Here is a 25146-nt window from a genome sequence, read left to right on the forward strand (position 1 = left end):
CGTCGCGTCGCTGCGATCTTTCCCCACTTCACGTTAGACGAGCAAGAGTTAGCCCTTCCTAAATAACTTGTAGAAAAATCGTGCAGAGGTTGCAATCGCCAAGTTGCACGAGCCCAAAGAAGGGGTGGGCGACGCCACCCCTGTGCCTGTTCAGGACAGGCGCTGGCGCGCCGGGGGAATGAGCATCAAGAGCTGATCGACGATCACCATCACGACGATCGCAAGCCCCGTCAGCGGGAAGGCTAGTCCGAAGAGTACGGCCATGATCCACAATCCTGCATAGACGCTGCGTCGCGGCGGCATCGGCGGCACGCCGATGCGCCCGGCCGGGCGACGCTTCCACCACATGACGACGGCGGAAAGCGAGACGAGCACGATGGCGATGCAGGCGGAAAGCATCAGCAGCTGGTTAAACCGTCCCCACTCCTGCCCCTTGTGCACGTTGATGCTCCACTCAATCGCCTTTCCAAGCGCCGGATAGTCGCCAAAGGCAATGTCGACGAGCGGTTTTCCGGAATACTGGTCAATGTGGATCGTGCGTTCCCGTGCGAGATCGGCCGGAAAGATCGCAGCCGTATAGACGCCGGTCTCGTCTGAGGGGATCGCCAGCTCGTAGCCGGGCAGCATGCCGGCGGCATCGGCAATCGCCACGGCGCGGTCAATCCCGACCGCCCCGACCGAAGCATCGACGTCCGACGTCGGAACCGGTGCGCTCTCCATCAGCCAGTTGGCCTTGGCCAGCACGTCGGTCGAAACCTTGCTCGAGGTCGGAACCTCATCCCAAAGCTGCGCCGGATAGCCGAGCCCCATCGCCGTCAGCTTGCCGTTGACGGCCGCACCCCAGTAGCCAGACCAGAGAAGGCCGGAGAAGGCGAGGAAAACGATCAGCACCCCTGCTCCGATGCCGGTCACGGCATGGAGATCGCGCCAGAAAACGCGACGTTTCGGGGTACCGCGCACCGTCAGCACGCCGCCCGTCTGCTGGCGCGGCCACCAGAGATAGATGCCGGTGAAGACAAGCAGAATGGCAAAGCCCGCGACGATTTCGATGATCTTTTCGACCGACTTGCCGAAGTAATCGAGACTGTGCAGGTCCTCGACCACCTGGTTGAACTCCTCTGAAGGCGCGACCCGATCGAGGATGGCGCCCGAATAGGGATCGACGAAGACCAGCATGCGGGCTTTGCCGATGCCGACGGTGACACGCGCCGAGCGATCGGTGTCGGCGGGCGTGCGGTAAGACACGGCTGCGCTGCCGGGCACCGACTCGACGGCGGTGGCGACGATCGCCGAAGGGGCCAGCCGTTCGGCACCAACCGGCACGACGTTGCGGTAGGCAAAGACGGTGTCATCGATCTCGTCATTGAAGAGATAAAGCCCGCCGGTGACAGCGAGGCTGATCATGAAGGGAATGACGAGCAGGCCGGCGAAGAAGTGCCAGCGCCAGATGGCACGATAGAGCGAAACGCCGCGCTCGGCGGCGACCGGCTGCATTGCGGCGCCGGTAAAGGATGCGGTTGTCATGATGTTCTCCGGGGAAGTTCCGCTTTGCGCGACTTCGCCTCTTGAGGGGCGGGACGGCTCCGGACGCTAGCGCAGCGCATCGAAACGCTTTCGACGCGGCTGCGGCCGACTGGTCGCCATCAGGCGGATATCAGGCGGAGAAAGCTGATGGAGGCGCCCTTGGTCCCGCACCGGTCAACAGAACGGCGTGAACGAGCACAAGCTCGTTGGATTGGAGGGACGGCGGCAAAGCCGGCAAATGCGGCGGGGTCGATATCCGATAGGACGTCGGCAGCGCGCCCGGCGCAACGAGGCAGCAGGACTGGCACCCATGGCCTTTCGTGCCGCCCTTGCCATCGGGATCGTCGTGACCGGTGAGGCAGAGATCGGCAAGAGTGCCATCGGGAAGGACGTAGGCGGCCATAGCCGGTGCGACCGGCATGGCGGCGGCAGGCTGCTGGACGAAGGCCGACACGACGAGGACCAGCGCGCACAACATGCGCGCCGCCAAATCCGTCAGCCGATCTCCCAGAAACCGTCGCGCCAATTGTGCCCCCGAAAACCGAGAGCGACAGCTAAAGTCCGCCGACGAGAAAGGCAAGCGGGCAATGAGCCGCATGCCCGCATCAAAACATTTCATGTCTGATATCAGCGCGATCTGCTTCCGCATCCCCACGTCCTTGCCTAAGACAGGCCACGGCAACGACGGGAGGAATTCGGCATGCTGACGATCTATGGGGTCTACCGCTCACGCGCATCGCGCAACTACTGGATGGCGGGGGAGCTCGGCATCCCCTTCAAATCGGTGCCGGTCGTCCAGGCCCGCCGCGTTGCCGACCCACTTGCCACCGACGCCCCCATCAACACCAAGTCGCCGGCCTTCCTCGCCGTCAATCCAATGGGCCTGATCCCGGCGATCGAAGACGATGGCGTGGTGCTGACGGAGTCGCTTGCCAACAATCTCTACCTCGCCCGCAAATATGGCGGCCCGCTGGCGCCAGCCGACGTGCGCGAGGAAGGCCTGATGGGCAACTGGACGATGTGGGCAGCGACCGAGGTCGAGCCCCATGCGGTGCAGATCATCCTGACCTTTGACTATGGCGCGGAGGGAACCGAAGCAGGCAAAGCGACGATCGCAAAATGCGCCAAGGCGCTCGACAAGGTCTTCGCGCACATGGATGGCCACCTCGATGGGCGCGACTATCTCGTCGGCGACCGCTTCACCGTGGCCGATCTCAACCTTGCGGAAGTCTTCCGCTACGCCATGAGCCAGAAGCAGCTTTTCGAGAAGTATCCACGCGTCGCCGCCTGGCTTTCCCGCTGCCAGGCCAGGCCCGCGTTCAAGGCGATGATGGACGTGCGCCTGGGCGAACCGGAATAGGCGGCCGCCGAAGGACCGACGCGCCCGATTGTCATCAGCTCATGGTCGCCGCGTCAAAGTGGACACGCGGCGCCTTGGCGTCCAGCAGACGCATGCCCTCTTCCACCTCGTCGCGGACCCAGCGCTTGAAGGCGATCGCAGCCTTGCTTTCGCGCCGCGACGGAGAGCTGACGAAGTAGTGGCCGTAACCGGTCTTGGCGCGCACACCGAAGGGCACGACCAGGCTACCTTGCGTGATCGCGAAACCGGCAAGCGTCTGCCAGGCGAGCATCACCCCCTGGCCGGAGATCGCGGCGTCGAGCACCAGTGACGCCTCGTTGAAGGTGTGGCGCACGCGCATCTCTGCGCCCGACAGACCGACCTCGCGAAACCACACCTCCCAGCTGAACATCGAGTGACCGTCAATGACAGCAGGCAGTTTTAGAATATCTGCAGGCACACGCAGGCCCTCAGCCATGGCCGGTGAGCAGACCGGAAAGACTTCCTGCTGCAAAAGCGGCTCGGATCTGACGCCGGGCCACTCCCCCGTACCGACACGAATGCCGACATCTACGTCCGATGTGTCGAGATTGACGAGCTTTGTCGTCGCATCGATGCGCAGGCGAATGTCGGGGTGACGCTCGGCGAAACGGTTCAGCCGATAGACCAGCCAGCGGGCAGCGAAGACCGGCGCGACCGAGATTGTCAGCACCGACTCGTCGCGCCGGCGCGCCGACGCCACGGCTTCCGCGAGTTCGCCGAAACCGCTCGTGAGGCGAGCAAGGAAACGCTGGCCGAAATCGGTCGCGACCAGACCGCGCGGCGTGCGCTCGAAAAGGGTGCGGCCGAGCTGGGCCTCCGACTTGGCGATCTGCTGGCTGACGGCGCCGGCTGTCACGCCCAGTTCATCGCCCGCCGCCGCCAGCGAGCCGAGCCGCCCGACAGCTTCGACAGCGCGCAGCCCATTCAGGTGGACAGTGTTCAGGTCTCTCATATAGTTTTTCTAAACTCATTCGGTGCCATTCTCAATTGCAAAGAACGCGAGACAGGCAGATCATCCAGACATCGAAAGGATGGTCCGCCATGCTGAAGTTTCTCTCGATACTGACCTCATACAGGGCTTCGGACGACCGGATGCACGATGCACCCCTAGCGTGGGCGCGCGATCCGCTGCAGCACCCGGATCTGGAGCGCATGGATGAGCGCGAACTCGGCGACCTGCCGTTCCCCGGCTGGCCCTGGCCGCGCGCATCCGAATGCGCCGGAGATTGCCTTCAGGCCGGCGGCCGGTGACGGGATGCGGCAGTGTGATATGCTGACGGAATGAGCGAGGATCTTGACCGCAACTTCGCGCGCGTCGTCAAGCTGGCGGAGGCCGCCGGCCTGCCGGAGGTTTCGATCGGCACGTCCTACGGCACGCCTGCCCTGCTGGTAAAGGACAAGAGCTTCGTGCGCATGAAGGATAGCGAAACGCTCGTGGTCATGTGCGCACTCGAAGAAAAGGAAATGTTGCTGGAGCTCGATGCCCAACTCTACTTCGAGACCGATCACTACAAGGGCTGGCCGGCCATGCTCGTCCGGCTTTCAGCCATCGACGACGCGAGCCTCACCGGGCGACTGGTCGCCGCCTGGCGCGAGAAGGCGCCGAAGAAGCTCGCAGCAAGCTTCGCCGCCTGAGGGCTGAAATTCCTCTTGTTTGAGCGGACGCGTGCCGCAAGCACTGCCCACACGGATGTGACCTTTCAGGCCCGTCCGCCGACCTTGTAAACCAGGCAGGCTTTGCCATTGACCCTTCTTACGTCTTCCAGCTCCACGTGATGGCGTCGCGCGATCGTCTCGAACAGGGCCTTGCCCCTACCCACGACAAGCGGATGGATGGTGAGGCGCAACTCATCGATCAGCCCCCGATCCATCAGGCTCGAAACCGTTTGCGCACCGCCGACCACATAGATCGTTCGCCCAGGCGCCTTGCGCAGCCGTTCGATCTCGGCAGCGTCGCGAATGATGGTGGAATTGGCCCACTGCACGCTGGCGAGGCTCTTGGACAGAACATAATGCGGCGTACGAAGCGCAAAATCCGCATATTCGATTTCTTCCTGTGTCGGGATGTTTCCGGTGAGCTCCAGCGGCGAATGCGGATCACGCTTGATCGCACTCCAGTACTGCTCGTAGCCTGCGTACATGCCGCTCCCCAGAACGCAGGCATCGATCTCGGGCAAAAGGTCAAACGTGTCCGACCAGGAATCGACCCAATCGGCGTAGCCATCCGGTCCGTCGATCTTCCCGTCGATGGACATCTGCATGCCGGCAACCATCTTGCGCATCGTCATCTCCTTGTTGACGTTCCTCAACAAGGACGTGCGACAGGTGGATCAGCCGACAGCGGGCGCAAAAATCTCTGCTGCGGCAACGGCGCGATTGACGACGCCATCTCTTCCAATTCCCATCCGACGCCTATACCGGTGGGTGCTGCAAGCCGGACAGGTGCTCTTCCATGATCGTTCGCAACCGCCCCACCCTTCTGAAACTGTTCTTCATCCTGCGCGGGTCGGTCATTCAGCGGATCTTTCCGCAGGTGCTGTTCGTCTTTGGCCTTTCCGCACTCGTCGTCTGGGCTCACCGCGTCGATCCCGGTTTGGTTCCAAGCGTCAGCAGCGGCCCCTTCGCGCTGCTCGGCATCGCGCTCTCCGTGTTCCTCGGGTTCCGCAACAATGCCTGCTACGACCGCTGGTGGGAGGCGCGCAAAGACTGGGGGCAACTGATCTTCACGTCGCGCGATCTCGCCCGCCAGACGCTGATCTTCGCCGATACGGCCCACGAATCAGGGAAGCAGGCGCGGCAGCGGCTTCTCAATGTCGCGATCGCCTTTGCTCACGCTCTGGTCTACCACTTGCGGCCGGGCAGTGATGTATCCAGAGCGCTGACGCGGCTGCCAGACGATCTCTCTCCAGGCTACAAGGCGAGCCGCAATGGACCGGACTACCTGCTTCGCGAAATGGGTCGCGAGGCGGCCAAGCTTAGAACCTCCGGCGCGATCAGCGATGTTGAATGGGTACTGCTCGACGGTACGGTCGGCAAGATGTCGGTGGTGCTTGCCGCCTGCGAGCGCATCCGCAACACGCCGGTGCCTTTCGGCTACACGCTGCTCTTGCACCGCACCGCCTATCTCTTCTGCTTCCTGCTGCCTTTCGGCTTTGCCGATGCGCTGGGTTGGGCGACGCCCTTTGTCACCGCGCTGGTCGCCTACACCTTCTTCGGCCTCGATGCGCTCGGCGACGAGTTGGAGGAGCCGTTCGGCGTGCTGCCGAACGACCTGCCGATCATGGCACTTGCCGAGATTATCGAGATCAACCTTCGTGAGGCGCTCGGCGAAACCGACCTCCCGCCGCTACCACGGCCCAAGGACTACATTCTGATGTAGGCGCGGTGCGTCTCAGGCCTTGAGTGCCGCCAGCACCCGTGCCACTGCCGGTCGTGAGGTCATACGATTGCGGTGATCGAGCACTTTCGGGAAGCGCGAGGGATCGACACCGTCGGGCTCGAGCCAGCCGGCTATGGTGTAGAGATAGGGATCGGCGATCGAATAGGCCTCACCCATGACGAAGGGCCCCTCGAACATCGTATTCTCGATCAGTTCGAAGCAGGCCGCCATGTTGGAGGCGACTTTTGCCTTCATCGCCTCATGCGCGGCCGGTTCATCGGCCCAGCGCGCGCCGCGGCGGCCATGGGCGTGGGCGACATGGACCGTCGAGCAGAGATAGCTCAGGAACGATTGGACGCGGGCGAAGGCATACGCGTCGCCATTCGGCACCAGCTTCGCCTCAGGAAAGCTTTGCGCGACGTAAGTGAGGATCGCCGGCGTTTCGGTGATGACGCCGCGATCGGTCACGAGTGCCGGAACCCGGCCCTTCGGGTTGATCGCCAGATAGTCCGGCTTGGTCTGCTCGGCGGTGGAGAAATCGACGCGACGCGCCTCATAAGGGACGCCGGTCTCCTCCAGCGCAATGTGCGCGGCCAGCGAACAGGTTCCCGGTGCGTAGAACAATTTCAACACTTTAACTCTCCTCTGCAGTCAATTCTGTCTCCGCCCGCGATAACATGCCTTGGCCGGACCAGTCGCACGCGAGCCGCGCCGGATCGAAAAACGGGCCTCGAAAAGCTTATCCGCTCCCGCTTTGCCCGAGCACCCGTCACGCGTCAGCAGAAGAAATGAAGTCGGCGCCGTTGACAAGACAGTCAAGGTTTCAATACAACGTGAGCGTAACGTTATAACATTATTTGGAGTTGCTTATGAACACGTTCGTTTCTCCCCTGCTCGCCGCCGGCCTGCTGATTGCCGCTGCGACCCCTGCCTCTTCGCACGGCGCCTGGATCGCCGAGCGCTGGGGCACGCTCGCCGTCGTCTACGGCCACGGCCCGGCGGATGAGGCTTATGATCCGGCCAAGGTAAAATCAGTCTCCGCACTTGGTGAGGACGGCAAGGCCATACCGGTGACAGTCGAGCCGGCGAAGGATCATGCCGTGCTGAAACTCGACAGCGAACCGGCCCTCGTCGCGCTCGAATTCGACAACGGCTACTGGAGCGAAGGCGCTGACGGCAAATGGGTGAACCAGCCGAAAAACGAAGTGCCGGGCGCCAAGCAGGCCAGCCACTCGATCAAATACAGCATCGCGCTCGTGCATGCGCACGGCGATCTGCCCGCCTTCCCGGCCCAGCCGCTGCAGATCGTTCCGCTCGACAACCCGATCGGCCTGAAGCCGGGCGAGAAATTTCGCGTCCGCCTCCTGCTTGATGGAAAGCCGCTCGAAGGCAAGGAAATCACCCTTGACTACGCCGGACTGCCGGACCTCGTTTCGGAAAAAACGGACGCGAATGGCGAAGCCGAAGTGACGTTGCGCAACGCCGGGGTCAACATTCTCGCCGTCAGCCACGCGATCCCGCTCGACGGCAACGAAGCCGCCGACAAGAAGGGGCTGACGGCAACGCTGACCTTCGTCGCCGAACCGCACGTGCACGAGTAAAACTGCGCCCCGCGCGGCCCCAGCATCCGCGCCGGGCGCATCATCGCTCTTTCATTCATGGCCCGGCAGATCACCCTGCCGGGCATTGCCACTCAGGCAACCTTCGCCTCGCCGCAACCGGGGACATCTTCCAGCCGATAGTAGACAGGGATGCCGCGCTCGCGGGCAATGCGCACGTCATTGTCGGCGCCCTTGCTGTCGCCGGGCAGGCGCAGCACCGCATCGCAAAGCGCCAGCAAGCGGCCGGCCACGGGGTGGAAAATCTCTTCGTAGAGATCGTCGCCGATCCGCTCACCGCCAGCCGCGTGCCAGACCGGCAGCGCCACCCATTCTCCGATGACAGGCACGTGGCCAGCCCTGAACAGCGCATAGGATGGCTCCTCCAATCGTTTCAGATTGGCGGCCATCTTCACCGGATCGTCCCCGGTTCCGGAGCGATAGGGACCTGCGATCAAAATCAGCATGTTGCTCTCCACAAGACTACGTGAAAAATCCAGATTATTCTGGAATCTTCTCGATAATTCGTGCAATATCGTGAAGAGTCAAGGAGGCTTTCATGCTGACAACGCAAAGACGGGTTTTGATTTCGACACGACTGGCGCGCGATGGCGAAATTGTCGCCAAGCGACTGGCGGACGAACTGGACTTGTCGGAGGATACGATCCGGCGCGACCTTCGCGAGATGGCCGCGGAAGGATTGTTGAAGCGCGTGCATGGCGGCGCACTGCCATTGGTTCCACCGCTTCCGAATTTTGCCGCGCGACAGGAGATTGGCAGTGACGTCAAGCGCCGCCTGGGGCAAAAGGCTGCGACCCTCATTGGCGCCGGACAGACGATTTTCCTCGATGGCGGCACGAGCAATGCCGAGATTGCACGGGCGTTGCCACGGGCGATGCGGGTCACCGTCGTCACCCACAGCCCGACCATTGCCGCCGAACTCGAACGGCATGACGCCGAGGTGATCCTGATCGGCGGCCGGCTCTACAAGCATTCGATGGTAGCGACCGGGGCGGCGGCGCTGGCGGCCATCGCCGGCATTCGCGTCGACCTGTTCTTCCTCGGCGTCACCGCCATTCACCCGGTTCACGGTGTTTCGACCGGCGACTTCGAGGAAGCGGCTGTCAAGCGTGCGATCCTAAACCAGGCCGCCGAAACCTACGTGCTCGCGACTGTGGAGAAGTTCGGCACCGTCTCGCCGCACCGCGCGGCTGAAATCGCCGAGCTGGCCGGCTTTATCGTACCGAAGGAGATCGAGGGCGCGACGCTTGCGCCCTATGAGGACGCAGGCATCACGATTGTCCGTGCCTGACGCGTCGGAACCATCGGTCACTTCCCGGCCGAGGCGCCAGCCGTCCGGCAAGACAGCTCAGGCCGCGAAGGCTTCGGTCACCCTGACGTCGCCGACATGGATGCCGTTCCAGTTGTGCATGGAGTGGTTGGCCTGCGCCATCAGCGCTGCGTGCAGTTCCGGCTCATCCCTGAAGAAGCGGGCAAGCGTTGCCGCCACCATGGCTTCGGCCGCACGCGTCGTGCCGTCCTCGCATTTCAACGCGATCGCGATGCCCTTTTCCGGAATGGCGGCGCAGAAGACGCCTTCGGCGCCGGTCTTGGCAAAGATGCGGCCGGGGGCCGTTTTCATCAGCCGTGTGCAGGCGCGCTTGGTGCCGGCCACATAGAAGGGCTCAGCCATGCAGGACTCGATCAATCGCTTCGACGCACGCGCGCGTTCCGGTGCCAGACCAACGCCGGTCGCCATCTTCGCAAAGCCGTGTGCCAGGCCCTTGAGCGGCACCGCATAGGTCGGGATGGAGCAACCGTCGACGCCGCAATTGTCCTTTGCCAGGATCGCGCCGGTCAGGCTCTCCATCGCACCGCGAATCTCACGCTGCAGCGGGTGCTCATATCCGACATAGCCCTTCACCTCGGTGCCCGAATGGCAGCAGGCGCAGATGAAGCCGGCATGTTTGCCCGAGCAATTGTTGTGAAGCGCTGTCGGCGCATCGAGGCTGCGGGCCTGCGCGATCAGCGTCTTCTGGTCCGACGACCAGTGGGCGCCGCACTCAAGCGCCGAGACGTCGCGACCCGCGGCCGCGAGCATCCTGGCGGCAAGCTCCACATGTTCAGGCTCCCCAGAATGGGAGGAACAGGCGAGCGCCAACTCCTTGCTGCCGAAGCCGTAGGCGTCCGCAGCGCCGCTCTCCATCAGCGGCAGCCCCTGCATCGCCTTGCAGGCGGAACGCGGGAAGACGGCGGCGTCGGTATCCCCCAGCGAGTAGACAGTCCGACCGTCACCATCGACGGCGATCACAAGGCCGCGATGGCGGCTTTCAACGAGGTTTCCGCGTGTGACTTCGACGAGAACGGGATTCGACATGCCTTGCCCTCAAATTTCCGAAATTGGTCCGTGCATTTAGCAGGAATCTACCGACAGGAAACGGAGTTTTCATGAAATTCGCCCGCAGGCTCATCGCCGCCTTTCTCGTCATCTACCTGCTGCCAGCGCTGGCGTCCGCCGGCTGGTGGTACATGCAGGCCCGACCGCAGAGCTGGCGCGATGCGGACTGGTCGTCGGCCGGCATCCTGCCAAAGGCAGCGGAAAGTGCCGATGCGGCTATCTACGTCTTCTCGGCAACAACAGGCGGGATGAAAGGCGCGGTTGCCAGCCACGCCTGGATCGTGACCAAGGAACAGGGAGCCCTCTCCTACAACCGCTACGACAAGGTCGGTTGGGGCAAGCCTATCCGCCAGAACGCCTATCAGGCGGATGCGCGCTGGTACTCGAATGAACCCCGGCTGGTCGTCTCGGTGACCGGGGCCGAAGCCAGCCGAATGATCCCGAAAATCGAAGCGGCGATCGCAAGCTATCCCTACGCCTCGCCCGGCGGCTACCGGATCTGGCCGGGCCCGAACTCCAACACCTTCGTCGCGCACGTGCTGCGCTCCGTGCCGGAGCTCGGCGCCGTGCTGCCGCCGGACGCCGTCGGCCGGGACTACCTGCCGGAAGGCAAGTTGTTCCAGATCGATGCGGACGGACGGGACATGCACGCGACCCTTTATGGGCTCGCAGGTGTTTCAGCGGGCGTTCGCAGCGGGCTCGAGCTGCATTTCTTCGGCCTGGTCGCCGGCTTCGATTTCGCACGACCCGCCATCAAGATCCCGGCCCTTGGGCGCTTCGGGGTGTAGGCGCGCAGAACCAGGACAACTGCAGCATCTCAGGTTGAAGCAACGCTTGCCGCGTTGCATGGTCCGGCGTCAAACCAGGAGGACGCCAGATGCATGAGATTCCGATCAGAAGTTTTGCTGTTTCCGTCGTCGTTCTGCGTTCTGCCGGGAGCGGCTGGGAGGTTCTCCTCCTTCGCCGCACTGGAACACTTGCGGGAACGTGGTGCCAGGTCGCCGGCGCGATCGAAGCGAATGAGACGGCCTGGCAGGCGGGCCTGCGCGAGGTCGAGGAGGAAACAGGCCTCAGGCTCGATCGCTTCTATTCCGCCGACATCTGCGAACAATTCTACGAGGCCGACCGCGATGCCATCAGTTTGCTGCCTGTCTTTGTCGGCTACGCGACCGCGAACGCTACGGTCCGGCTGAACGCCGAGCACAGCGACTTTCGCTGGATGAGTTTTGACGAAGCGATCCGCATGGTGCCCTTTGCCGGGCAACGGAAAGTGTTGAAGCATATCCGGGATGAGTTCATCGACAACGAACCGAACCCGTGGCTGCTGATCCAGGAAACGTCCCCGGTCGGAGCAGGCAGCTGAATACCGGACATGGAAAAGGGCCGCCCGAGGCGACCCTTCCATGAGTTCTGGCCATGTGGCTGGCCCGGGCTTTGGACCCGAAGGAAGGCGGGGATCAGGCCGAGGGCTGCCCCGACGAGTTCACCTCTCCCATGCCTGTCACCAAGACCGAAATCTCATTCGACATTGGACCACCTTCCTTTCTGTTCGTTTCAGATGGACACAAGGTAGGCGATCCGCCGGCAATTGCAAGACCGACTAAGGTTTAGTGGCGCAGATCACATGGACATGATGATCTTGCCGATATGATCCCCGGTCTCCATCTCGCGATGCCCATCTGCCGCCTTCGCGAAGGGCAGCACAGAGTGGATCACCGGTGCGACCTTGCCCGCTTCGAGCAGCGGCCAGACCTTCTGCATCAGGCCATCGCGGATCACCTGCTTTTCCGCTGCCGTGCGCGGGCGAAGCGCCGAACCCATGACATGCAGGCGCTTCGTCAGGATCGGGGCGATATTGGCCGCTTCGACCTTCGCGCCCCCAAGGAAGGCGATGATCGACAGACGGCCGTCCTTTGCGAGCGAGGCGATGTTGCGATCGAAGTAGCGGCCCCCGACCATGTCGAGAATGACGTCGACGCCGCGACCGTCCGTCTCTTCGAGAATGACTGATTTGAAATCCTCGTCGCGATAGTTGATCGCCCGCCGGGCGCCGAGTGCCTCGCATGCCCGGCATTTCTCGGCACTGCCGGCCGTGACGAAAACCTCGGCGCCGAAGGCCTTGGCAAGCTGGATCGCCGTCGTGCCGATGCCGCTCGAGCCACCATGAACGAGGATGGTTTCGCCGGCCTTGAGGCCCGCCATGTCGAAGACATTGGCCCAGACGGTGAAGAAGGTTTCCGGCAGCGCCGCCGCCCGCACCGCGTCATAGCCTTTCGGCCAGGCAAGCGCCTGGGTTGCCGGCACCGCCGCATATTCCGCATAGCCGCCGCCATTGGCGAGCGCACAGACCTTGTCGCCGATCGCAAATCCTTCAGCCCCCTCGCCCAGCGCCACGACCTCGCCGGCCACTTCGAGGCCGAGGATGGGACTTGCACCCGGCGGCGGCGGATAGTCGCCCTTGCGCTGCAGGACATCCGGGCGGTTGATGCCTGATGCTTCGACCCGAACGAGGACGTCACCCGGCTTGATCGCCGGCAGCGGTCCCGTCTTCAGGATCATGTTTTCCGGCCCGCCCGGAGATGGAAGGTCGACGAAGGTCATTTCTGACGGAAGGGACATGGCATCACCTCATGCTGCTGATGCGCCACATCTAGCGCTGGCGGTGCGCCGCGAAAAGGGTGTCCGCCGAACTGGCCGATCAGATTTCGGCCGACAGGAAGGCGAGTATCTGGTCAGCCACCTGGGCCGGGCTCTCCCAGTGCGGATTGTGGCCATGGCCGTCCAAGGTGATCGAGCGCGCCGAACCGATGGAATCCGCAAGCAGCCTGCGATGCCCGGCATCGAAGAGCGGATCCTCGCTGCCGCCAATCGCAAGCACCGGCAAACGCAAGCTCCGCGCGCTGGCGCAGAGATCGGTCGCGGCAAGGCCATCAAGGATGGCCTGCCACGTCTGCGTCGATATCTGCGCGGCCTCTTTGCGCATATGGGCAAGGAAGGTGCCGTCGACCGGCGAGCTGCAGGCGTGCCACACATCGAAGAAGGGATGATCCTGACAAAGCGGATCCTTCAGCGCACGGATCGCCCGCGCCGTCGGATGGGTCGCACCAAGGCCCGGTTGCAAACTGCCGGACAACAGAACGAGGGCCCGGACCAGGTCCGGGCGAAGGGCGGCAAGCATGACGGCGGTCATTGCCCCCATGGAATGGCCGATGACGACGAAATCCTTGAGTGCCAATCGCTCCGCCAGGCAGTCGATATCCCGGGCGAAATCGGCGACTGTTGCCCCGGCCCCTAGCCCGGACGCGCCATGGCCGGCAAGGTCGGGAATGATCAGGCGATGGCCTGTCAGGCAAGGCGCGAGCAGCGAGAAGGAACGGCTGCTGTCGGAATAGCCGTGGAGCAACAGCAGCACCGGCCCCTCGCCGCGATCGATATAGGCGAACTGACGCCCGCCGGGCAGTTCGAGCCGCCGCTTCAGCGACGACCAGTCGTCCTGGTCGATGGTGGCGGTCACAGCCCGAGCGCGGCCTTGACCGCTGCAAGGCCCGGCTGTCCATCGAAGGTCGTCACGCCGGCAAGCCAGACGTCGAGCCGCTGCGGCTCCTGCCTGATCGCCTTCTCGCCCGCCTCCTCCGGCGCCAGTCCGTCATTCATCAGGTAGGCCATGCCGCGGTTCTCGAAGTCGATATCGAAGGCGAGATTGTTGAGCAGCTTGGCGACGTTCGGGCATTGCTGCAGATAGCCCTTGCGCACCTGGGTCGACACGGTCGCCGCGCCAAAGTCCGGCCCATAGAACTTGTCACCGCCTGTCAGGTACTTGATCGACATGGCCGTGTTCATCGGATGCGGCGCCCAGCCCTGAAAGACGATGAAGGACTTGTCGCGTACCCGGCGCGTGACTTCCGCCAGCATGCCCTGCTCGCTTGATTCCACCACTGCCCAGCCATCGAGCCCGAGGTTCTGATCCTTGACGGCATCCAGCATCAGTTGGTTGGAACCAGGCTCGATGCCGTACATTTTCTTCTCGAACTTGTCGGCATAGGCCTTCAGGTCGGCGAAATCCCTGACGCCCGCCTCCCAGACATAATCAGGCACGGCGAAAGTGTACTTCGCCCCCTCGAGGTTGATGCGGACGGTCTCGACCGAACCATCGTCCTTGTAGGGCTTGTAGTAGGAGACCATCGCCGGGTCCCAATAGCCGAGGAAGACGTCGAGATCGCCGCTGCGCAGGCTGGTATAGATGACATCGATGCCGAGCAGCTTGCTCTCCGGTTCATAACCCAGCGCCTTCAGCACGGTCAGTCCGACGCCCGTTGTAAACGCCAGATCGTTCCATCCGGGCTCAGCCAACCGAACCTGCCGACAGGATTCCACGTCGCCGGCCAGCGCCGGAGTTGCCGCAGCGATTAGGGTGACGGTGGAGATCAACAGTTTCAGCCTCGGCATCGCATCCTCCAAATTTGTCCTTTTGGACTAAAAACTGACCCATGGGTCAACAATTGATCTTTGCGGAAAGTTTGTCAATGTGGGAATCGTTTGGAGGCGGCAGATGCGACTGACGAGAATTAGCGAGATCAGGCGGCGCGAGCTGCGCCGGGCGGCCTTCGAGGTGTTGCAGAAAGAGGGCATGGCCGGGGCGACGCTGGAGAAGGTTGCGACCCATGCCGGCGCCTCCAAGGGCATTGTGCTGCATTACTTCGCCAACAAGCAGGAGCTTTTCGAACATGCGATGCGCGAGGCGAACGTTGCGCTCAAGGAAGCGGTGGTCGACCGGCTGAACCGCGCGCGAACGCCGCGCGAGCGGCTGGAGGCGATCATCGAGGCGAACTTCGAGGAACGCTTCTTCCAACCCTCGGTCTGCCATGCCTGGCTTTCGCTTTGCGCCGAAGTTCCGCGTGAACCGCAACTTGCCCGCATCCAGAAGGTGATCCACGCGCGCATGCGCTCAAACCTGCTTTCAGCACTCACGGATCTGTTGCCGGCAGGGGAATGCGAGGCTGTGGCGCTCGGCATCACCTCACTGATCGACGGCCTCTGGCTGAGGCTCGGACTGCAGTCGGAAGGGCTGACCCGCGACATCGCGCTTGCGCAGATGCGCGACTATCTCGCCCACCGCGTGCCAGAGGCCTAGGCGATCCTCGATCTCAGCCGCCGAGCGCGTCCATGACGAGCCCGGCATCGCTCGCCTTGGCGCGGGACTTGATTTCGGCGATCCGGGCACTGACGGCCTGGGCGTCGGAAAAGACGAAGCCTTCCGGCAAACCGAGAACCGCAATCGAGCAGCGCATCAGCGGAAAATCACGAGGCGAACCGTCGCGGCCGTGACCGCTGATACGGCCTTCGGCCTGGTGCTCGGCGGAGTAAAGCTGGCGCACGTCGGAGCGGAAATCATCGAGCAGACGGTTCAGCACCGCCTCCAGTTCCTCGACCGAACAGCCGCTGACGCCGACGAAGAAATCGTCGCCGCCGACATGGCCGAGAAACTTCTCCTCGCCGATGAAGTGACGCCGCAGCAGTGCCGCAAACAATGTGATCGCAAGATCGCCCTTCTGGAACCCGTAGGTATCGTTGAAGGGCTTGAAGTCGTCGAAGTCGCAATAGCAGAAATAACGCGCCTGATCGCCGTCGAGGATCGCATCCTGAACGTAATCGCGGATGGCCCGGTTGCCGGGCAGGCCCGTCAGCGGGTTCTGCTCCTGCGCCATCTTCAACTGCTTCTCGTTTATGATCTTCAGGAGCGATGAGGCCGAAAGTGTGCCGGCGTAGCGCATGTTCTCCGTCAGGATCAGGCAGTCGCTGCCGTCCATGCCAGCAAAGATCTTCAGCATTTCATCCGCCGGCGTATCGAGATCGGCAATCGGCGCCGGGCTGACGAAATGCGAGATCCGCCGCTGGTAGATCCGGTTCTTCAGGAGGTCTCGGCCGAAGGGATGATAGATCAGTTCCTTGACGTGATATTCGTGCAGGATGCCGCGCGGCTCGCCATTGGCGTTCAAGACCGGGAAGAAGCCCTGACGCGGGTTCAACCGGAAGAGATCGAAGACGGAATCGAGATCGTCGCTTTCGCGCACGCTCGGCAATTGCTCGATCTGCTTGCGGATCAGGATGCCGTCGAGCGAAGACGAGGACCGCCGGCTGATGACGCTATGGTCGAGATGCGGATAGGCCGGCAGAAGTTCGCTGAGATGCGTCGTCGGCCGGGCGACGTAGTAGCCCTGCACGAGGTCGCAGCCGAGATCGCGGCAGGTCAGGAATTCGGCCTCGGTCTCGACGCCTTCGGCGATCACGCGTGTGCCGAGCACATGCGCGGTGTTGACGGTGTGGCGGACGAGATGGCGCTTGCGGGCATCGGCTTCGATGCCGGAGATGAAGTGCCTGTCGATCTTCACATAGTCGACCGGCTGGTCGCAAAGCAGCTTCAGGCCGTTGAAGCCGGCACCGAAGTCATCGATGGCGAGCTTGAAACCGGCGAGCCGGAGATCGCGCACGAGGGCTGAAAAATCCGGCATCTTGCCGCTGTCGAAACGTTCCGAAAGCTCGAAGCAGAGCGACGACGGAGCAATACCGGCGCGCTTCAGATGATTGACGAGCCGCTCGACAATATCGCCCTCGCCGCCGACGAGGCGCGAGTCGAAATTGAGGAAAAGGGTGCGGGCCGCATGATCGGGCAGCGTCGCGAAGCCGGCGACGGCGCGGCTGTTGATCATATGCTCGAGCGCCAGCAACTGGCCTGCCTCTTCGGCCTTGTCGAGCAACTCCAGCGGCGAAGCGAAGCCGAGCTTGTGAAAGCCGCGCATCAGCGATTCATAACCAAACACGGTTCCGGTCGCCGCCTCGGCGATCGGCTGGAAGGCGCTTTCGATCACCAGCTTGGCGAGCGTGACGATCTGGTCGTCGCCGAACCGGCGCAGCGACAGGATTTCGGCGGGGGCGGCGGACATGCCGGGCTCCAGAGACAGGGGAACGGACGATCGGACGACGGCAGCATGGCCACCAACCGTCAACGAAGTCTTTCCCCTCTGTGAAGCTTTGATGAAAGCTATGTGACAGTCGCAACCGCATCAGTCAGATGAAAACACTCTAATGAAATCAGTGGTTTCATAAGCAATCCCTTCCGCTGCCCGCCTTTCGTCCTGGTCCGGCGCGGATGGTCAAGCGAGAACGAGCAGAGCCAGATAGCCGGCACCAATCGTCAGGCAGAGGGGGCCGTAAATTTGGCGGTCGAGCGTCACGAAGGGCTCCGCACCATGGCGCTGGTGAAAGATTGCCGAAAAGGCGAACAATCCGCGGGCGATAAAGATTGCCGCGAGCGCCGCAAGGCCACCATCGGCCAATGTCGCCGGCAGCACGCCCGCCATCAAAGGCGTGACCGACAATGGCAGGAGCGCCGCGGCGAAGATGAGCGCGGCGACGATCAGCGTCAGCCAAGCCGGGGGCATCAGCAAACGGCGCTTTGTGCCTACCACCGTGCGCACCAGCGACGCCTCGTCGTGGCAGGGCCAAAGCCCGCCCAGCGCCCAATAGGCATGCAGCCCGGCGATGCCGGCAAGAACCAAGAAAATCAGGATCGCGATCGCGGTCAACATCAGTGGTACCTTCTTTGCCAGTCGATGGGTGCAGCGTCAGGCTGACACGTTTGACAGAGGCTTGGCCCCCGCTCGCGCGCCAATCGCCGCAAACCCGGCCATGAGGATGAATGCAACCCACTGCGGCGTCGACCAGAGCGAACCGAGATAGGCGAGCCCGTAGCCGAAGAACAGAGCCGCATAGGCAAGGTATTGCAGGATCACCGCGCCAGCGAGCGGTACGCGGTAGCGTCGGTCGACGGCGGCAAACAGCAGAGCGAGGCTGTTGATCAGGAGAACGGCGCTGGTCGCATGCCAGAGTAGCGAGACATAGATCTGCAGCAGCGGCGACGGGCTGCTTGCGAGCAAGGGCACATGCACCTCCGGCCCGCCGGCGAAGAGATGAGTGCCTGTTGTTGCCAGGGACAGAATGCCCGCCGCCAGAAGCCACCTGCTCATGATCCGTCTCCAATTTTTACCATACGGCAGCGTATGTACGTCGATCGCTTGCGCCAGTCAATACGGTGGCGTATGGAAAGACATGGTGACGAAAAACACCCTGACGAGCGACGATTGGATCAAGGCCGCCTTCCGCGCGCTGACCGTGGGCGGCGTGCAGGCAATCCGCGCCGAGGCGATTGCTCGCGACCTGAAGGTGAGCAAGGGGTCGTTCTATTGGCATTTCAAGGACGTGCCGGATCTGAAGGCCCAGATGCTCGCCCACTGGGCGCGCGAAGCGACCGACACCATCATCGCCGAGGTCGAAGCCTCGCAGCTACCGGCGGAAGACCGGCTGCGGCTGCTGGTCCACGCCGCGACGGACGAACGCACCCTCCCTTATGGCGGGCTGCTTGCCGACAGTGCGGTGCGCGAATGGGCCCGTTTTGATGCCCTGGCGGCAACGGCCCTCCGATCGGTTGACGAACGCCGGATCGGCTATGTCGCCGACCTGCTCGGACGATGCGGATTTGCACCAAGCCGCAGCCGAAGCGGCGCCAATGCGCTCTACGGTGCCCTGATCGGCCTTGAGGCGCTCGCCGCAAATGGCCTTGCGGATCTTCGCGCCGATCTGGCGGGGCTGCTGGAGGCCCTGCTCCTCAGCCGCGAAAGCGCGTAATTAGCCCTTTGCCAGCACGCCGAAGGCGATCAGCGACAACCCCTGCATGACGAGGTCGACGGCCAGGAACAGGCCGAGGATCCAGAGACTGTTGACCGGCCAACCGGCGGCGATGATGAGACCGGCGGCAAACGTGACGAGGCCGCCGAGCGCCACCCAGCCCCAGCCCTGAAGCGGCCGGAGCTTGAGGCCGACCCAGATGCGAAAGCAGCCGGCGACGATCAGGGCGATGGCCATCACAAAGGTCAGGAAGGATGACGCGAGCAAGGGGTTGATGAAGGCAAAGAGCCCGGCGATCGTATAGCAGGCGCCGCTCAGTCCCCAATAGAGCACGCTGTCCCAACCCTTCACCTGAAAGGCATGGGCGAGATTGAACAGCCCGCCGATCAGCATGATGATCCCGACGTAGTAGACCGAGGCGACGGTTGCCATCAGCAGATTGCCGAAGGCAAGGCCGCCGCACATGATCAGAAGCACGCCGAGTGCCACGAACCATCCCCATTTGCCGGCAACCGCTGTCTTGTCGGCCTGATCGAATGCATGGGTCATTTCAACCTCCAGTCCCTCGGAACGCAGGATCGCTACCGGGAAGATTGAGCCGGATTTCTCCGGAAAAGGAAAGAAAAAACGCCTCAGATTTTTATTGATTGATGAGTCAATCAAAAATAAACTGACCATCGTCAAGGGAGAGACCAATGCCGAAGGTCGGGATGGAGCCGGTGCGCCGCAAGGCGCTAGTGGACGCAGCACTTCGCGTGATCGGCGATCAGGGCACGCTGGCCGTCACGATGTCCGAGATCGCCCGCCATGCCGGCGTCTCCCCTGCTCTCGCGCATCACTATTTCGGCAGCAAGGAACAATTGCTGATCGAGACGATCCGAAGCCTTCTACGGCAACTGCGCGACGACACGGTGGCGGCGCTTCGCGTGGTCGCCGGTCCGCGCGAAAGACTGAGCGTCTTGATCCGCATTTCCTTCCAGGCAAGCCAGTTTGCCCCCGACACGATCGCCGCATGGCTCGCCTTCTATTCGGAAGCGCAACGCTCGGAAGAGGTGCGGCGGTTGCTGGTCGTCTATGCCCGGCGACTGCGTTCCAATCTGCTGGCAAGCCTGAAGGCGCTTTGCGCCGCCGATGACGCGGAACGCATCGCCGAAGGCGCTGCTGCGATGATCGACGGACTTTATATCCGCCAGAGTCTGCGCTCTGCGCCGATCGGCATCGAAGCCTCGATCGCGCTCACGGAAGACTATGTCACCTCGCACATCGATCGGCTCAATCGCCAAGGGTCCAATCACCAGGGAACGGCCGCATGACCGCAAGACCGAACATCCTGATCATCATGGTCGACCAGCTGAACGGAAAGTTCTTTCCGGACGGACCGGCGGCGTTCCTGCATGCACCGAACCTGAAGGCGCTTGCTGCCCGTTCGGCCCGCTTCCGCAACAACTACACCTCGTCGCCGCTCTGTGCGCCTGCCCGCGCCTCGTTCATGGCCGGTCAACTGCCGAGCCGCACCCGCGTCTATGACAATGCCGCCGAGTATCAGTCCTCAATCCCGACCTATGCACATCACCTGCGCCGCGCCGGCTATTACACAGCGTTGTCGGGCAAGATGCACTTCGTCGGACCGGACCAGTTGCACGGGTTCGAGGAACGGTTGACGACCGATATCTATCCGGCCGATTTCGGCTGGACGCCCGACTATCGCAAGCCCGGCGAGCGCATCGACTGGTGGTACCACAATCTGGGCTCCGTCACCGGCGCCGGCGTCGCCGAGATCACCAACCAGATGGAGTATGACGACGAGGTCGCCTTCCTCGCCAACCAGAAGCTCTACCAGCTTTCGCGCGAAAACGACGATGCGGACCGCCGCCCCTGGTGCCTGACCGTTTCGTTCACCCACCCGCACGACCCCTATGTGGCGCGCAAGAAGTTCTGGGATCTCTATGAGGATTGCGAACACCTGCTGCCCGAAATCGGCATGCTGCCGGAAGATCAGCTGGATCCGCATTCCAGGCGCATCATGCATTCCTGCGACTACGTCAATTTCGACCTGACGGAAGACAACATCCGCCGCTCGCGTCGTGCCTATTTCGCCAACATCTCCTACCTCGACGAAAAGGTCGGCGAGCTCGTGGACACGCTGACGCGCACCCGCATGCTCGACGATACCCTGATCCTGTTCTGCTCGGATCACGGCGACATGCTCGGCGAGCGCGGCCTGTGGTTCAAGATGAACTTCTTCGAAGGCTCGGCCCGCGTGCCGCTGATGGTTGCCGGCCCCGGTGTCGCGCCCGGCCTGCACGTGGCACCGACCTCCAATCTCGACGTGACGCCGACGCTTGCCGATCTCGCCGGCATTTCCATGGAAGAGGTGAAGCCCTGGACCGACGGCATCAGCCTCGTGCCCATGATAAACGGCCAAGAGCGCAGCGAGCCGGTGCTGATGGAATATGCGGCGGAAGCCTCCTACGCCCCCCTCGTCGCCATCCGCGAAGGCAAGTGGAAATACATCCACTGCGCGCTCGATCCGGACCAGCTCTACGATCTCGACGCCGATCCGCTGGAGTTGAAAAACCTGGCGGCCAATCCGGAAACCCCTGTGCAAACGGCGACGCTTCAAGCCTTCCGCGACATGTGCGTCGCGCATTGGGACATGGAGGCTTTCGATGCGGCCGTGCGCGAAAGCCAGGCGCGGCGCTGGGTGGTCTACGAGGCGCTTCGAAACGGCGCCTACTACCCCTGGGATCACCAGCCGCTGCTGAAGGCATCCGAGCGCTACATGCGCAACCACATGAACCTCGACAATCTCGAGGAATCCAAACGTTACCCGCGAGGAGAATGACATGAGAGCCCAACCGCAAGCCTCGCACTTCATCGACGGCGAATATGTCGAGGACATCGAAGGCACCGTCATCGAGAGCATCTATCCGGCAACCGGCGAAGTGATCGCGCGGCTGCATGCGGCAACGCCCGATATCGTCGAGAAGGCGATCGCGGCAGCCAAGCGCGCCCAGCCGGAATGGGCGGCGATGAGCCCGACGGCGCGCGGCCGAATCCTCAAGCGCGCCGCCGAGATCATGCGCGAACGCAACCGCGAGCTTTCCGAGCTCGAAACCCTCGACACCGGCAAGCCGATCCAGGAGACGATCGTCGCTGATCCGACCTCGGGCGCCGATAGTTTCGAGTTCTTCGGCGGCGTGATCGCGACGGCGCTTAACGGCGACTACATCCCGCTCGGCGGCGACTTCGCCTATACCAAGCGCGTGCCGCTCGGTGTCTGCGTCGGCATCGGCGCCTGGAACTATCCGCAGCAGATAGCCTGCTGGAAGGGCGCTCCGGCGCTTGCCGCCGGCAACGCCATGGTCTTCAAGCCGTCTGAAAACACGCCACTCGGCGCGCTGAAGATCGCCGAAATCCTGATCGAGGCCGGCTTGCCGAAGGGCCTCTACAACGTCATCCAGGGCGATCGTTCGACCGGCCCGCTGCTCGTCAATCATCCTGACGTTGCCAAGGTGTCGCTCACCGGCTCGGTGCCGACAGGCAAGAAGGTGGCCGGTGCGGCTGCGGCCGAACTCAAGCACGTCACCATGGAACTCGGCGGCAAGTCGCCGCTGATCGTCTTTGACGATGCCGATCTCGAAAGCGCCATCGGCGGGGCCATGCTCGGCAATTTCTATTCGACCGGCCAGGTCTGCTCCAACGGCACCCGCGTCTTCGTGCACAAGGGCATCAAGGAGCAGTTCCTGACGCGGCTCAAAGCCCGCACCGAGGCGATCGTCATCGGCGATCCCATGGACGAGGCGACGCAGCTTGGGCCAATGGTCTCCATGCCGCAGCGTGACAAGGTCTTCTCCTATATCGAGAAGGGCAAGGCCGAAGGTGCGCGGCTCGTGACCGGCGGCGGTATCCCGAATGCCGTCAACGCCGAAGGCACCTATATCCAGCCGACCGTTTTTGCCGACGTCACCGACGAGATGACGATCGCGCGCGAGGAGATCTTTGGGCCGGTCATGTGCGTGCTCGACTTCGATAACGAGGCCGAGGTGATTGCGCGGGCAAATGCCACCGAGTTCGGCCTGTCAGCCGGTGTCTTCACTGCCGACATCACCCGCGCGCACCGTGTCGTCGATCAGCTCGAAGCCGGCACGCTCTGGATCAACACCTACAATCTGTGCCCGGTGGAGATCCCCTTCGGCGGCTCGAAACAATCCGGCTTCGGCCGCGAGAATTCGGTGGCCGCACTCAACCACTACAGCGAGCTGAAGACGGTCTATGTCGGCATGGGGCCGGTGCAGGCGCCGTATTGAGGATTGAGGGTCGGCTGGCCGCGGTTGCCCCTCACCCCTAGCCCTCACCCCGCAGGCGGGGAGAAGGAACGTGGCACACGCCCGGTTCGAGCGCGCTACGGTGCGGCAACGTCCCTTCGCCCCGCTTGCGGCGAGAAGGTGCCGGCAGGCGGATGAGGGGCGCATACCCACCGCGGATGAGGGGCATGCCGAGGGGCAACGACTAAAAGAAAGACCACGCTAATGCAGGCAGATTACATCATCATCGGCTCCGGCTCCGCCGGTTCGGCACTCGCCTACCGCCTGTCCGAGGACGGCAAGAACACGGTGCTCGTGCTGGAATATGGCGGATCGGACGTCGGCCCCTTCATCCAGATGCCGGCGGCCCTCGCCTGGCCGATGAGCATGAAGCGTTACAATTGGGGCTATCTCTCCGAGCCCGAGCCGAACCTCAATAACCGGCGCATCACAGCGCCGCGTGGTAAGGTGATCGGCGGTTCGTCCTCGATCAACGGTCTCGTCTATGTGCGCGGCCATGCGGAAGACTTCAACCGCTGGGAAGAGCTCGGCGCGCGCGGCTGGGCCTACGCGGACGTGCTGCCCTACTTCAAGCGGATGGAGCATTCGCATGGCGGCGAAGCCGGCTGGCGCGGCACCGATGGTCCGCTGCACGTCAAACGCGGCCCCGTGCACAATCCGCTGTTCCATGCCTTCATCGAGGCAGGGAAACAGGCCGGCTTCGAGGTGACCGACGACTATAACGGCTCGAAGCAGGAAGGCTTCGGGCTGATGGAGCAGACCGTCTGGCAGGGCCGGCGCTGGTCCGCGGCGAACGCCTATCTGAAACCGGCGATGAAGCGGCAGAACGTCTCGCTGGTGCGCTGCTTCGCCCGCCGGATCGTCATCGAGAACGGCCGGGCGACCGGCGTCGAGATCGAGCGCGGCGGCAAGATCGAGATCGTCAGGGCGAACCGCGAGGTGGTCGTCTCCGCGTCCTCGTTCAACTCGCCGAAGCTGCTGATGCTGTCCGGCATCGGCCCGGCTGAGCATCTGAAGGACATGGGCATCGAGGTGAAGGTCGACCGGCCGGGCGTCGGCCAGAACCTGCAGGACCATATGGAATTCTATTTCCAGCAGATTTCAACGAAGCCGGTGTCGCTCTATTCCTGGCTGCCCTGGTTCTGGCAGGGTGTCGCCGGCGCGCAGTGGCTTTTCTTCAAGAAGGGCCTCGGCATCTCCAACCAGTTCGAGGCCTGCGCCTTCTTGCGCTCAGCTCCTGGCGTCAAGCAGCCGGATATCCAGTACCACTTCCTGCCGGTGGCGATCAGCTACGACGGCAAGGCTGCCGCCAATACCCACGGCTTCCAGGTCCATGTCGGCTACAACCTCTCCAAGTCGCGCGGCAACGTCACGCTGCGCTCCTCCGACCCGATGGCCGACCCGGTAATCCGCTTCAACTATATGAGCCATCCGGAGGACTGGGAGAAGTTCCGCCACTGCGTGCGCCTCACCCGCGAGATCTTCGGCCAGAAGGCCTTCGATCACTATCGCGGCCCGGAGATCCAGCCGGGCGAAAAAGTACAGAGCGACGATGCGATCGACGACTTCCTGCGCGAACATCTCGAAAGCGCCTATCACCCCTGCGGCACCTGCAGGATGGGCGCCAAGGACGATCCGATGGCGGTGGTCGATCCGGAAACACGGGTGATTGGTGTCGATGGCCTGCGGGTCGCCGACAGTTCGATCTTCCCGCACGTGACCTACGGCAACCTGAACAGCCCTTCGATCATGACCGGCGAAAAGGCAGCCGACCACATTCTCGGCAAGCAGCCGCTGGCGCGTTCCAACCAGGAGCCGTGGATCAACCCGCGTTGGGAGGTCAGCGATCGGTAAAA

28 protein-coding genes are annotated in these 25146 nt (G+C 63.0%); 14 read left to right on the forward strand and 14 right to left on the reverse strand.

The annotated features are described in order from the left end of the window. Positions 1 to 150: 150 nt before the first annotated feature. A complete protein-coding gene (locus tag BBX50_RS14955; RefSeq protein WP_083213688.1) occupies positions 151 to 1524 on the reverse strand; it encodes a PepSY domain-containing protein in 1374 nt (457 codons plus the stop codon). 130 nt (positions 1525 to 1654) lie between these two features. Then, a complete protein-coding gene (locus BBX50_RS14960; protein ID WP_065792073.1) occupies positions 1655 to 2002 on the reverse strand; it encodes a hypothetical protein in 348 nt (115 codons plus the stop codon). Between the two features lie 222 nt (positions 2003 to 2224). Here BBX50_RS14960 and BBX50_RS14965 point away from each other — a divergent pair, with 222 nt between their 5' ends. Next, the gene (locus tag BBX50_RS14965; RefSeq protein ID WP_065776121.1) at positions 2225 to 2884 is read left to right on the forward strand and encodes a glutathione S-transferase family protein; all 660 of its coding nucleotides are present in this window, start codon (positions 2225 to 2227) and stop codon (positions 2882 to 2884) included. Between the two features lie 34 nt (positions 2885 to 2918). Here the strand turns inward: BBX50_RS14965 and BBX50_RS14970 are convergent, their stop codons facing one another. Continuing rightward, positions 2919 to 3857: a LysR substrate-binding domain-containing protein gene (locus BBX50_RS14970; RefSeq protein WP_065776122.1), complete on the reverse strand. Its 939-nt coding sequence runs from the start codon at positions 3855 to 3857 to the stop codon at positions 2919 to 2921. Positions 3858 to 3946: 89 nt separating this feature from the next. Here BBX50_RS14970 and BBX50_RS14975 point away from each other — a divergent pair, with 89 nt between their 5' ends. Together BBX50_RS14975 and BBX50_RS14980 are read left to right on the forward strand one after the other, a co-directional pair. Further along, complete coding sequence (locus BBX50_RS14975) at positions 3947 to 4156, forward strand: hypothetical protein (RefSeq protein ID WP_065776123.1); 210 nt, start codon at positions 3947 to 3949, stop codon at positions 4154 to 4156. Between the two features lie 30 nt (positions 4157 to 4186). Beyond that, positions 4187 to 4540 carry an MmcQ/YjbR family DNA-binding protein gene (locus BBX50_RS14980; protein WP_065776124.1) on the forward strand — a complete coding sequence of 118 codons (354 nt, stop codon included), beginning with the start codon at positions 4187 to 4189 and terminating at the stop codon, positions 4538 to 4540. Between the two features lie 65 nt (positions 4541 to 4605). On the opposite strand, the gene BBX50_RS14985 is transcribed toward BBX50_RS14980, so the two are convergent. After that, positions 4606 to 5187, reverse strand: coding sequence for a dihydrofolate reductase family protein (locus tag BBX50_RS14985; protein WP_065776125.1), 582 nt, complete (start codon positions 5185 to 5187; stop codon positions 4606 to 4608). A gap of 170 nt (positions 5188 to 5357) precedes the next feature. Here BBX50_RS14985 and BBX50_RS14990 point away from each other — a divergent pair, with 170 nt between their 5' ends. Continuing rightward, positions 5358 to 6284 carry a bestrophin family ion channel gene (locus BBX50_RS14990; protein WP_065776126.1) on the forward strand — a complete coding sequence of 309 codons (927 nt, stop codon included), beginning with the start codon at positions 5358 to 5360 and terminating at the stop codon, positions 6282 to 6284. Positions 6285 to 6296: 12 nt separating this feature from the next. Here the strand turns inward: BBX50_RS14990 and BBX50_RS14995 are convergent, their stop codons facing one another. Then, entirely contained in the window at positions 6297 to 6917 is a 621-nt protein-coding gene (locus BBX50_RS14995) for a glutathione S-transferase family protein (RefSeq protein ID WP_065776127.1), read from the reverse strand. Between the two features lie 236 nt (positions 6918 to 7153). On the opposite strand from BBX50_RS14995, the gene BBX50_RS15000 reads away from it, so the two are divergent. Next, positions 7154 to 7885: a DUF4198 domain-containing protein gene (locus BBX50_RS15000; protein WP_065776128.1), complete on the forward strand. Its 732-nt coding sequence runs from the start codon at positions 7154 to 7156 to the stop codon at positions 7883 to 7885. A gap of 92 nt (positions 7886 to 7977) precedes the next feature. On the opposite strand, the gene BBX50_RS15005 is transcribed toward BBX50_RS15000, so the two are convergent. Then, on the reverse strand, positions 7978 to 8349 hold the full coding sequence (locus tag BBX50_RS15005; protein WP_065776129.1) for a DUF4406 domain-containing protein: 372 nt from the start codon (positions 8347 to 8349) through the stop codon (positions 7978 to 7980). Between the two features lie 92 nt (positions 8350 to 8441). On the opposite strand from BBX50_RS15005, the gene BBX50_RS15010 reads away from it, so the two are divergent. Beyond that, on the forward strand, positions 8442 to 9194 hold the full coding sequence (locus BBX50_RS15010) for a DeoR/GlpR family DNA-binding transcription regulator (RefSeq protein WP_065776130.1): 753 nt from the start codon (positions 8442 to 8444) through the stop codon (positions 9192 to 9194). A gap of 57 nt (positions 9195 to 9251) precedes the next feature. On the opposite strand, the gene BBX50_RS15015 is transcribed toward BBX50_RS15010, so the two are convergent. Further along, positions 9252 to 10259 carry an asparaginase gene (locus tag BBX50_RS15015; protein ID WP_065776131.1) on the reverse strand — a complete coding sequence of 336 codons (1008 nt, stop codon included), beginning with the start codon at positions 10257 to 10259 and terminating at the stop codon, positions 9252 to 9254. A 71-nt stretch (positions 10260 to 10330) separates the two neighbouring features. Between BBX50_RS15015 and BBX50_RS15020 the strand changes: the two genes are divergently transcribed. Then, on the forward strand, positions 10331 to 11068 hold the full coding sequence (locus tag BBX50_RS15020) for a DUF3750 domain-containing protein (RefSeq protein ID WP_065776132.1): 738 nt from the start codon (positions 10331 to 10333) through the stop codon (positions 11066 to 11068). 89 nt (positions 11069 to 11157) lie between these two features. Beyond that, entirely contained in the window at positions 11158 to 11643 is a 486-nt protein-coding gene (locus tag BBX50_RS15025) for an NUDIX domain-containing protein (RefSeq protein WP_065776133.1), read from the forward strand. 257 nt (positions 11644 to 11900) lie between these two features. Here the strand turns inward: BBX50_RS15025 and BBX50_RS15035 are convergent, their stop codons facing one another. The 3 genes from BBX50_RS15035 to choX all read right to left on the reverse strand — a co-directional run bounded on the left by BBX50_RS15035 (position 11901) and on the right by choX (position 14726). Next, positions 11901 to 12899, reverse strand: coding sequence for an NAD(P)H-quinone oxidoreductase (locus tag BBX50_RS15035; protein ID WP_065776135.1), 999 nt, complete (start codon positions 12897 to 12899; stop codon positions 11901 to 11903). Positions 12900 to 12978: 79 nt separating this feature from the next. Then, positions 12979 to 13794 carry an alpha/beta hydrolase gene (locus BBX50_RS15040; protein WP_065776136.1) on the reverse strand — a complete coding sequence of 272 codons (816 nt, stop codon included), beginning with the start codon at positions 13792 to 13794 and terminating at the stop codon, positions 12979 to 12981. After that, on the reverse strand, positions 13791 to 14726 hold the full coding sequence (choX, locus tag BBX50_RS15045; RefSeq protein ID WP_065776137.1) for a choline ABC transporter substrate-binding protein: 936 nt from the start codon (positions 14724 to 14726) through the stop codon (positions 13791 to 13793). The genes BBX50_RS15040 and choX overlap by 4 nt, the downstream gene beginning before the upstream one ends. A gap of 103 nt (positions 14727 to 14829) precedes the next feature. Between choX and betI (BBX50_RS15050) the strand changes: the two genes are divergently transcribed. Next, positions 14830 to 15411 carry a transcriptional regulator BetI gene (gene betI, locus BBX50_RS15050; RefSeq protein ID WP_065776138.1) on the forward strand — a complete coding sequence of 194 codons (582 nt, stop codon included), beginning with the start codon at positions 14830 to 14832 and terminating at the stop codon, positions 15409 to 15411. A gap of 13 nt (positions 15412 to 15424) precedes the next feature. Here betI (BBX50_RS15050) and BBX50_RS15055 read toward each other — a convergent pair whose 3' ends face one another. From BBX50_RS15055 to BBX50_RS15065, 3 genes are all read right to left on the reverse strand, one after another. After that, the gene (locus BBX50_RS15055; protein ID WP_065776139.1) at positions 15425 to 17221 is read right to left on the reverse strand and encodes a GGDEF domain-containing protein; all 1797 of its coding nucleotides are present in this window, start codon (positions 17219 to 17221) and stop codon (positions 15425 to 15427) included. Positions 17222 to 17431: 210 nt separating this feature from the next. Beyond that, on the reverse strand, positions 17432 to 17866 hold the full coding sequence (locus BBX50_RS15060) for a DUF3995 domain-containing protein (protein WP_065776140.1): 435 nt from the start codon (positions 17864 to 17866) through the stop codon (positions 17432 to 17434). A gap of 36 nt (positions 17867 to 17902) precedes the next feature. Continuing rightward, on the reverse strand, positions 17903 to 18304 hold the full coding sequence (locus BBX50_RS15065; protein WP_065776141.1) for a hypothetical protein: 402 nt from the start codon (positions 18302 to 18304) through the stop codon (positions 17903 to 17905). Between BBX50_RS15065 and BBX50_RS15070 the strand changes: the two genes are divergently transcribed. Continuing rightward, positions 18276 to 18962 carry a TetR/AcrR family transcriptional regulator gene (locus tag BBX50_RS15070; protein WP_083213690.1) on the forward strand — a complete coding sequence of 229 codons (687 nt, stop codon included), beginning with the start codon at positions 18276 to 18278 and terminating at the stop codon, positions 18960 to 18962. The two genes, BBX50_RS15065 and BBX50_RS15070, sit on opposite strands and share 29 nt — an antisense overlap. Here the strand turns inward: BBX50_RS15070 and BBX50_RS15075 are convergent, their stop codons facing one another. Further along, entirely contained in the window at positions 18963 to 19511 is a 549-nt protein-coding gene (locus tag BBX50_RS15075) for an HdeD family acid-resistance protein (RefSeq protein ID WP_065776143.1), read from the reverse strand. Between the two features lie 146 nt (positions 19512 to 19657). Between BBX50_RS15075 and betI (BBX50_RS15080) the strand changes: the two genes are divergently transcribed. From betI (BBX50_RS15080) to betA, 4 genes are all read left to right on the forward strand, one after another. Then, on the forward strand, positions 19658 to 20275 hold the full coding sequence (betI, locus tag BBX50_RS15080; RefSeq protein WP_065776144.1) for a transcriptional regulator BetI: 618 nt from the start codon (positions 19658 to 19660) through the stop codon (positions 20273 to 20275). Then, positions 20272 to 21807: a choline-sulfatase gene (betC, locus tag BBX50_RS15085; protein WP_065776145.1), complete on the forward strand. Its 1536-nt coding sequence runs from the start codon at positions 20272 to 20274 to the stop codon at positions 21805 to 21807. Before betI (BBX50_RS15080) ends, betC begins: the two co-directional genes overlap by 4 nt. A 1-nt stretch (position 21808) precedes the next feature. Then, positions 21809 to 23272, forward strand: coding sequence for a betaine-aldehyde dehydrogenase (gene betB, locus BBX50_RS15090; protein ID WP_065776146.1), 1464 nt, complete (start codon positions 21809 to 21811; stop codon positions 23270 to 23272). 222 nt (positions 23273 to 23494) lie between these two features. Beyond that, positions 23495 to 25144 (forward strand): choline dehydrogenase, encoded by a 1650-nt coding sequence (gene betA, locus BBX50_RS15095; protein ID WP_065776147.1) that lies wholly within the window; start codon positions 23495 to 23497, stop codon positions 25142 to 25144. The last annotated feature ends 2 nt before the right edge of the window (positions 25145 to 25146 follow it).

It is taken from the genome of Ensifer sp. LC11, assembly GCF_001695835.1.
Lineage (GTDB): Bacteria > Pseudomonadota > Alphaproteobacteria > Rhizobiales > Rhizobiaceae > Ensifer.

What these genes read in the sequence shown, in the direction of transcription:
- BBX50_RS14955 (WP_083213688.1), bottom strand. Translation starts at nt 1,524, where the DNA reads ATGACAACCGCATCCTTTACCGGCGCCGCAATGCAGCCGGTCGCCGCC.
- BBX50_RS14960 (WP_065792073.1), bottom strand. Translation starts at nt 2,002, where the DNA reads ATGTTGTGCGCGCTGGTCCTCGTCGTGTCGGCCTTCGTCCAGCAGCCT.
- BBX50_RS14965 (WP_065776121.1), top strand. Translation starts at nt 2,225, where the DNA reads ATGCTGACGATCTATGGGGTCTACCGCTCACGCGCATCGCGCAACTAC.
- BBX50_RS14970 (WP_065776122.1), bottom strand. Translation starts at nt 3,857, where the DNA reads ATGAGAGACCTGAACACTGTCCACCTGAATGGGCTGCGCGCTGTCGAA.
- BBX50_RS14975 (WP_065776123.1), top strand. Translation starts at nt 3,947, where the DNA reads ATGCTGAAGTTTCTCTCGATACTGACCTCATACAGGGCTTCGGACGAC.
- BBX50_RS14980 (WP_065776124.1), top strand. Translation starts at nt 4,187, where the DNA reads ATGAGCGAGGATCTTGACCGCAACTTCGCGCGCGTCGTCAAGCTGGCG.
- BBX50_RS14985 (WP_065776125.1), bottom strand. Translation starts at nt 5,187, where the DNA reads ATGCGCAAGATGGTTGCCGGCATGCAGATGTCCATCGACGGGAAGATC.
- BBX50_RS14990 (WP_065776126.1), top strand. Translation starts at nt 5,358, where the DNA reads ATGATCGTTCGCAACCGCCCCACCCTTCTGAAACTGTTCTTCATCCTG.
- BBX50_RS15000 (WP_065776128.1), top strand. Translation starts at nt 7,154, where the DNA reads ATGAACACGTTCGTTTCTCCCCTGCTCGCCGCCGGCCTGCTGATTGCC.
- BBX50_RS15005 (WP_065776129.1), bottom strand. Translation starts at nt 8,349, where the DNA reads ATGCTGATTTTGATCGCAGGTCCCTATCGCTCCGGAACCGGGGACGAT.
- BBX50_RS15010 (WP_065776130.1), top strand. Translation starts at nt 8,442, where the DNA reads ATGCTGACAACGCAAAGACGGGTTTTGATTTCGACACGACTGGCGCGC.
- BBX50_RS15015 (WP_065776131.1), bottom strand. Translation starts at nt 10,259, where the DNA reads ATGTCGAATCCCGTTCTCGTCGAAGTCACACGCGGAAACCTCGTTGAA.
- BBX50_RS15020 (WP_065776132.1), top strand. Translation starts at nt 10,331, where the DNA reads ATGAAATTCGCCCGCAGGCTCATCGCCGCCTTTCTCGTCATCTACCTG.
- BBX50_RS15025 (WP_065776133.1), top strand. Translation starts at nt 11,158, where the DNA reads ATGCATGAGATTCCGATCAGAAGTTTTGCTGTTTCCGTCGTCGTTCTG.
- BBX50_RS15035 (WP_065776135.1), bottom strand. Translation starts at nt 12,899, where the DNA reads ATGTCCCTTCCGTCAGAAATGACCTTCGTCGACCTTCCATCTCCGGGC.
- choX (WP_065776137.1), bottom strand. Translation starts at nt 14,726, where the DNA reads ATGCCGAGGCTGAAACTGTTGATCTCCACCGTCACCCTAATCGCTGCG.
- betI (WP_065776138.1), top strand. Translation starts at nt 14,830, where the DNA reads ATGCGACTGACGAGAATTAGCGAGATCAGGCGGCGCGAGCTGCGCCGG.
- BBX50_RS15055 (WP_065776139.1), bottom strand. Translation starts at nt 17,221, where the DNA reads ATGTCCGCCGCCCCCGCCGAAATCCTGTCGCTGCGCCGGTTCGGCGAC.
- BBX50_RS15060 (WP_065776140.1), bottom strand. Translation starts at nt 17,866, where the DNA reads ATGTTGACCGCGATCGCGATCCTGATTTTCTTGGTTCTTGCCGGCATC.
- BBX50_RS15070 (WP_083213690.1), top strand. Translation starts at nt 18,276, where the DNA reads ATGCCCGCCGCCAGAAGCCACCTGCTCATGATCCGTCTCCAATTTTTA.
- BBX50_RS15065 (WP_065776141.1), bottom strand. Translation starts at nt 18,304, where the DNA reads ATGAGCAGGTGGCTTCTGGCGGCGGGCATTCTGTCCCTGGCAACAACA.
- BBX50_RS15075 (WP_065776143.1), bottom strand. Translation starts at nt 19,511, where the DNA reads ATGACCCATGCATTCGATCAGGCCGACAAGACAGCGGTTGCCGGCAAA.
- betI (WP_065776144.1), top strand. Translation starts at nt 19,658, where the DNA reads ATGCCGAAGGTCGGGATGGAGCCGGTGCGCCGCAAGGCGCTAGTGGAC.
- betC (WP_065776145.1), top strand. Translation starts at nt 20,272, where the DNA reads ATGACCGCAAGACCGAACATCCTGATCATCATGGTCGACCAGCTGAAC.
- betB (WP_065776146.1), top strand. Translation starts at nt 21,809, where the DNA reads ATGAGAGCCCAACCGCAAGCCTCGCACTTCATCGACGGCGAATATGTC.
- betA (WP_065776147.1), top strand. Translation starts at nt 23,495, where the DNA reads ATGCAGGCAGATTACATCATCATCGGCTCCGGCTCCGCCGGTTCGGCA.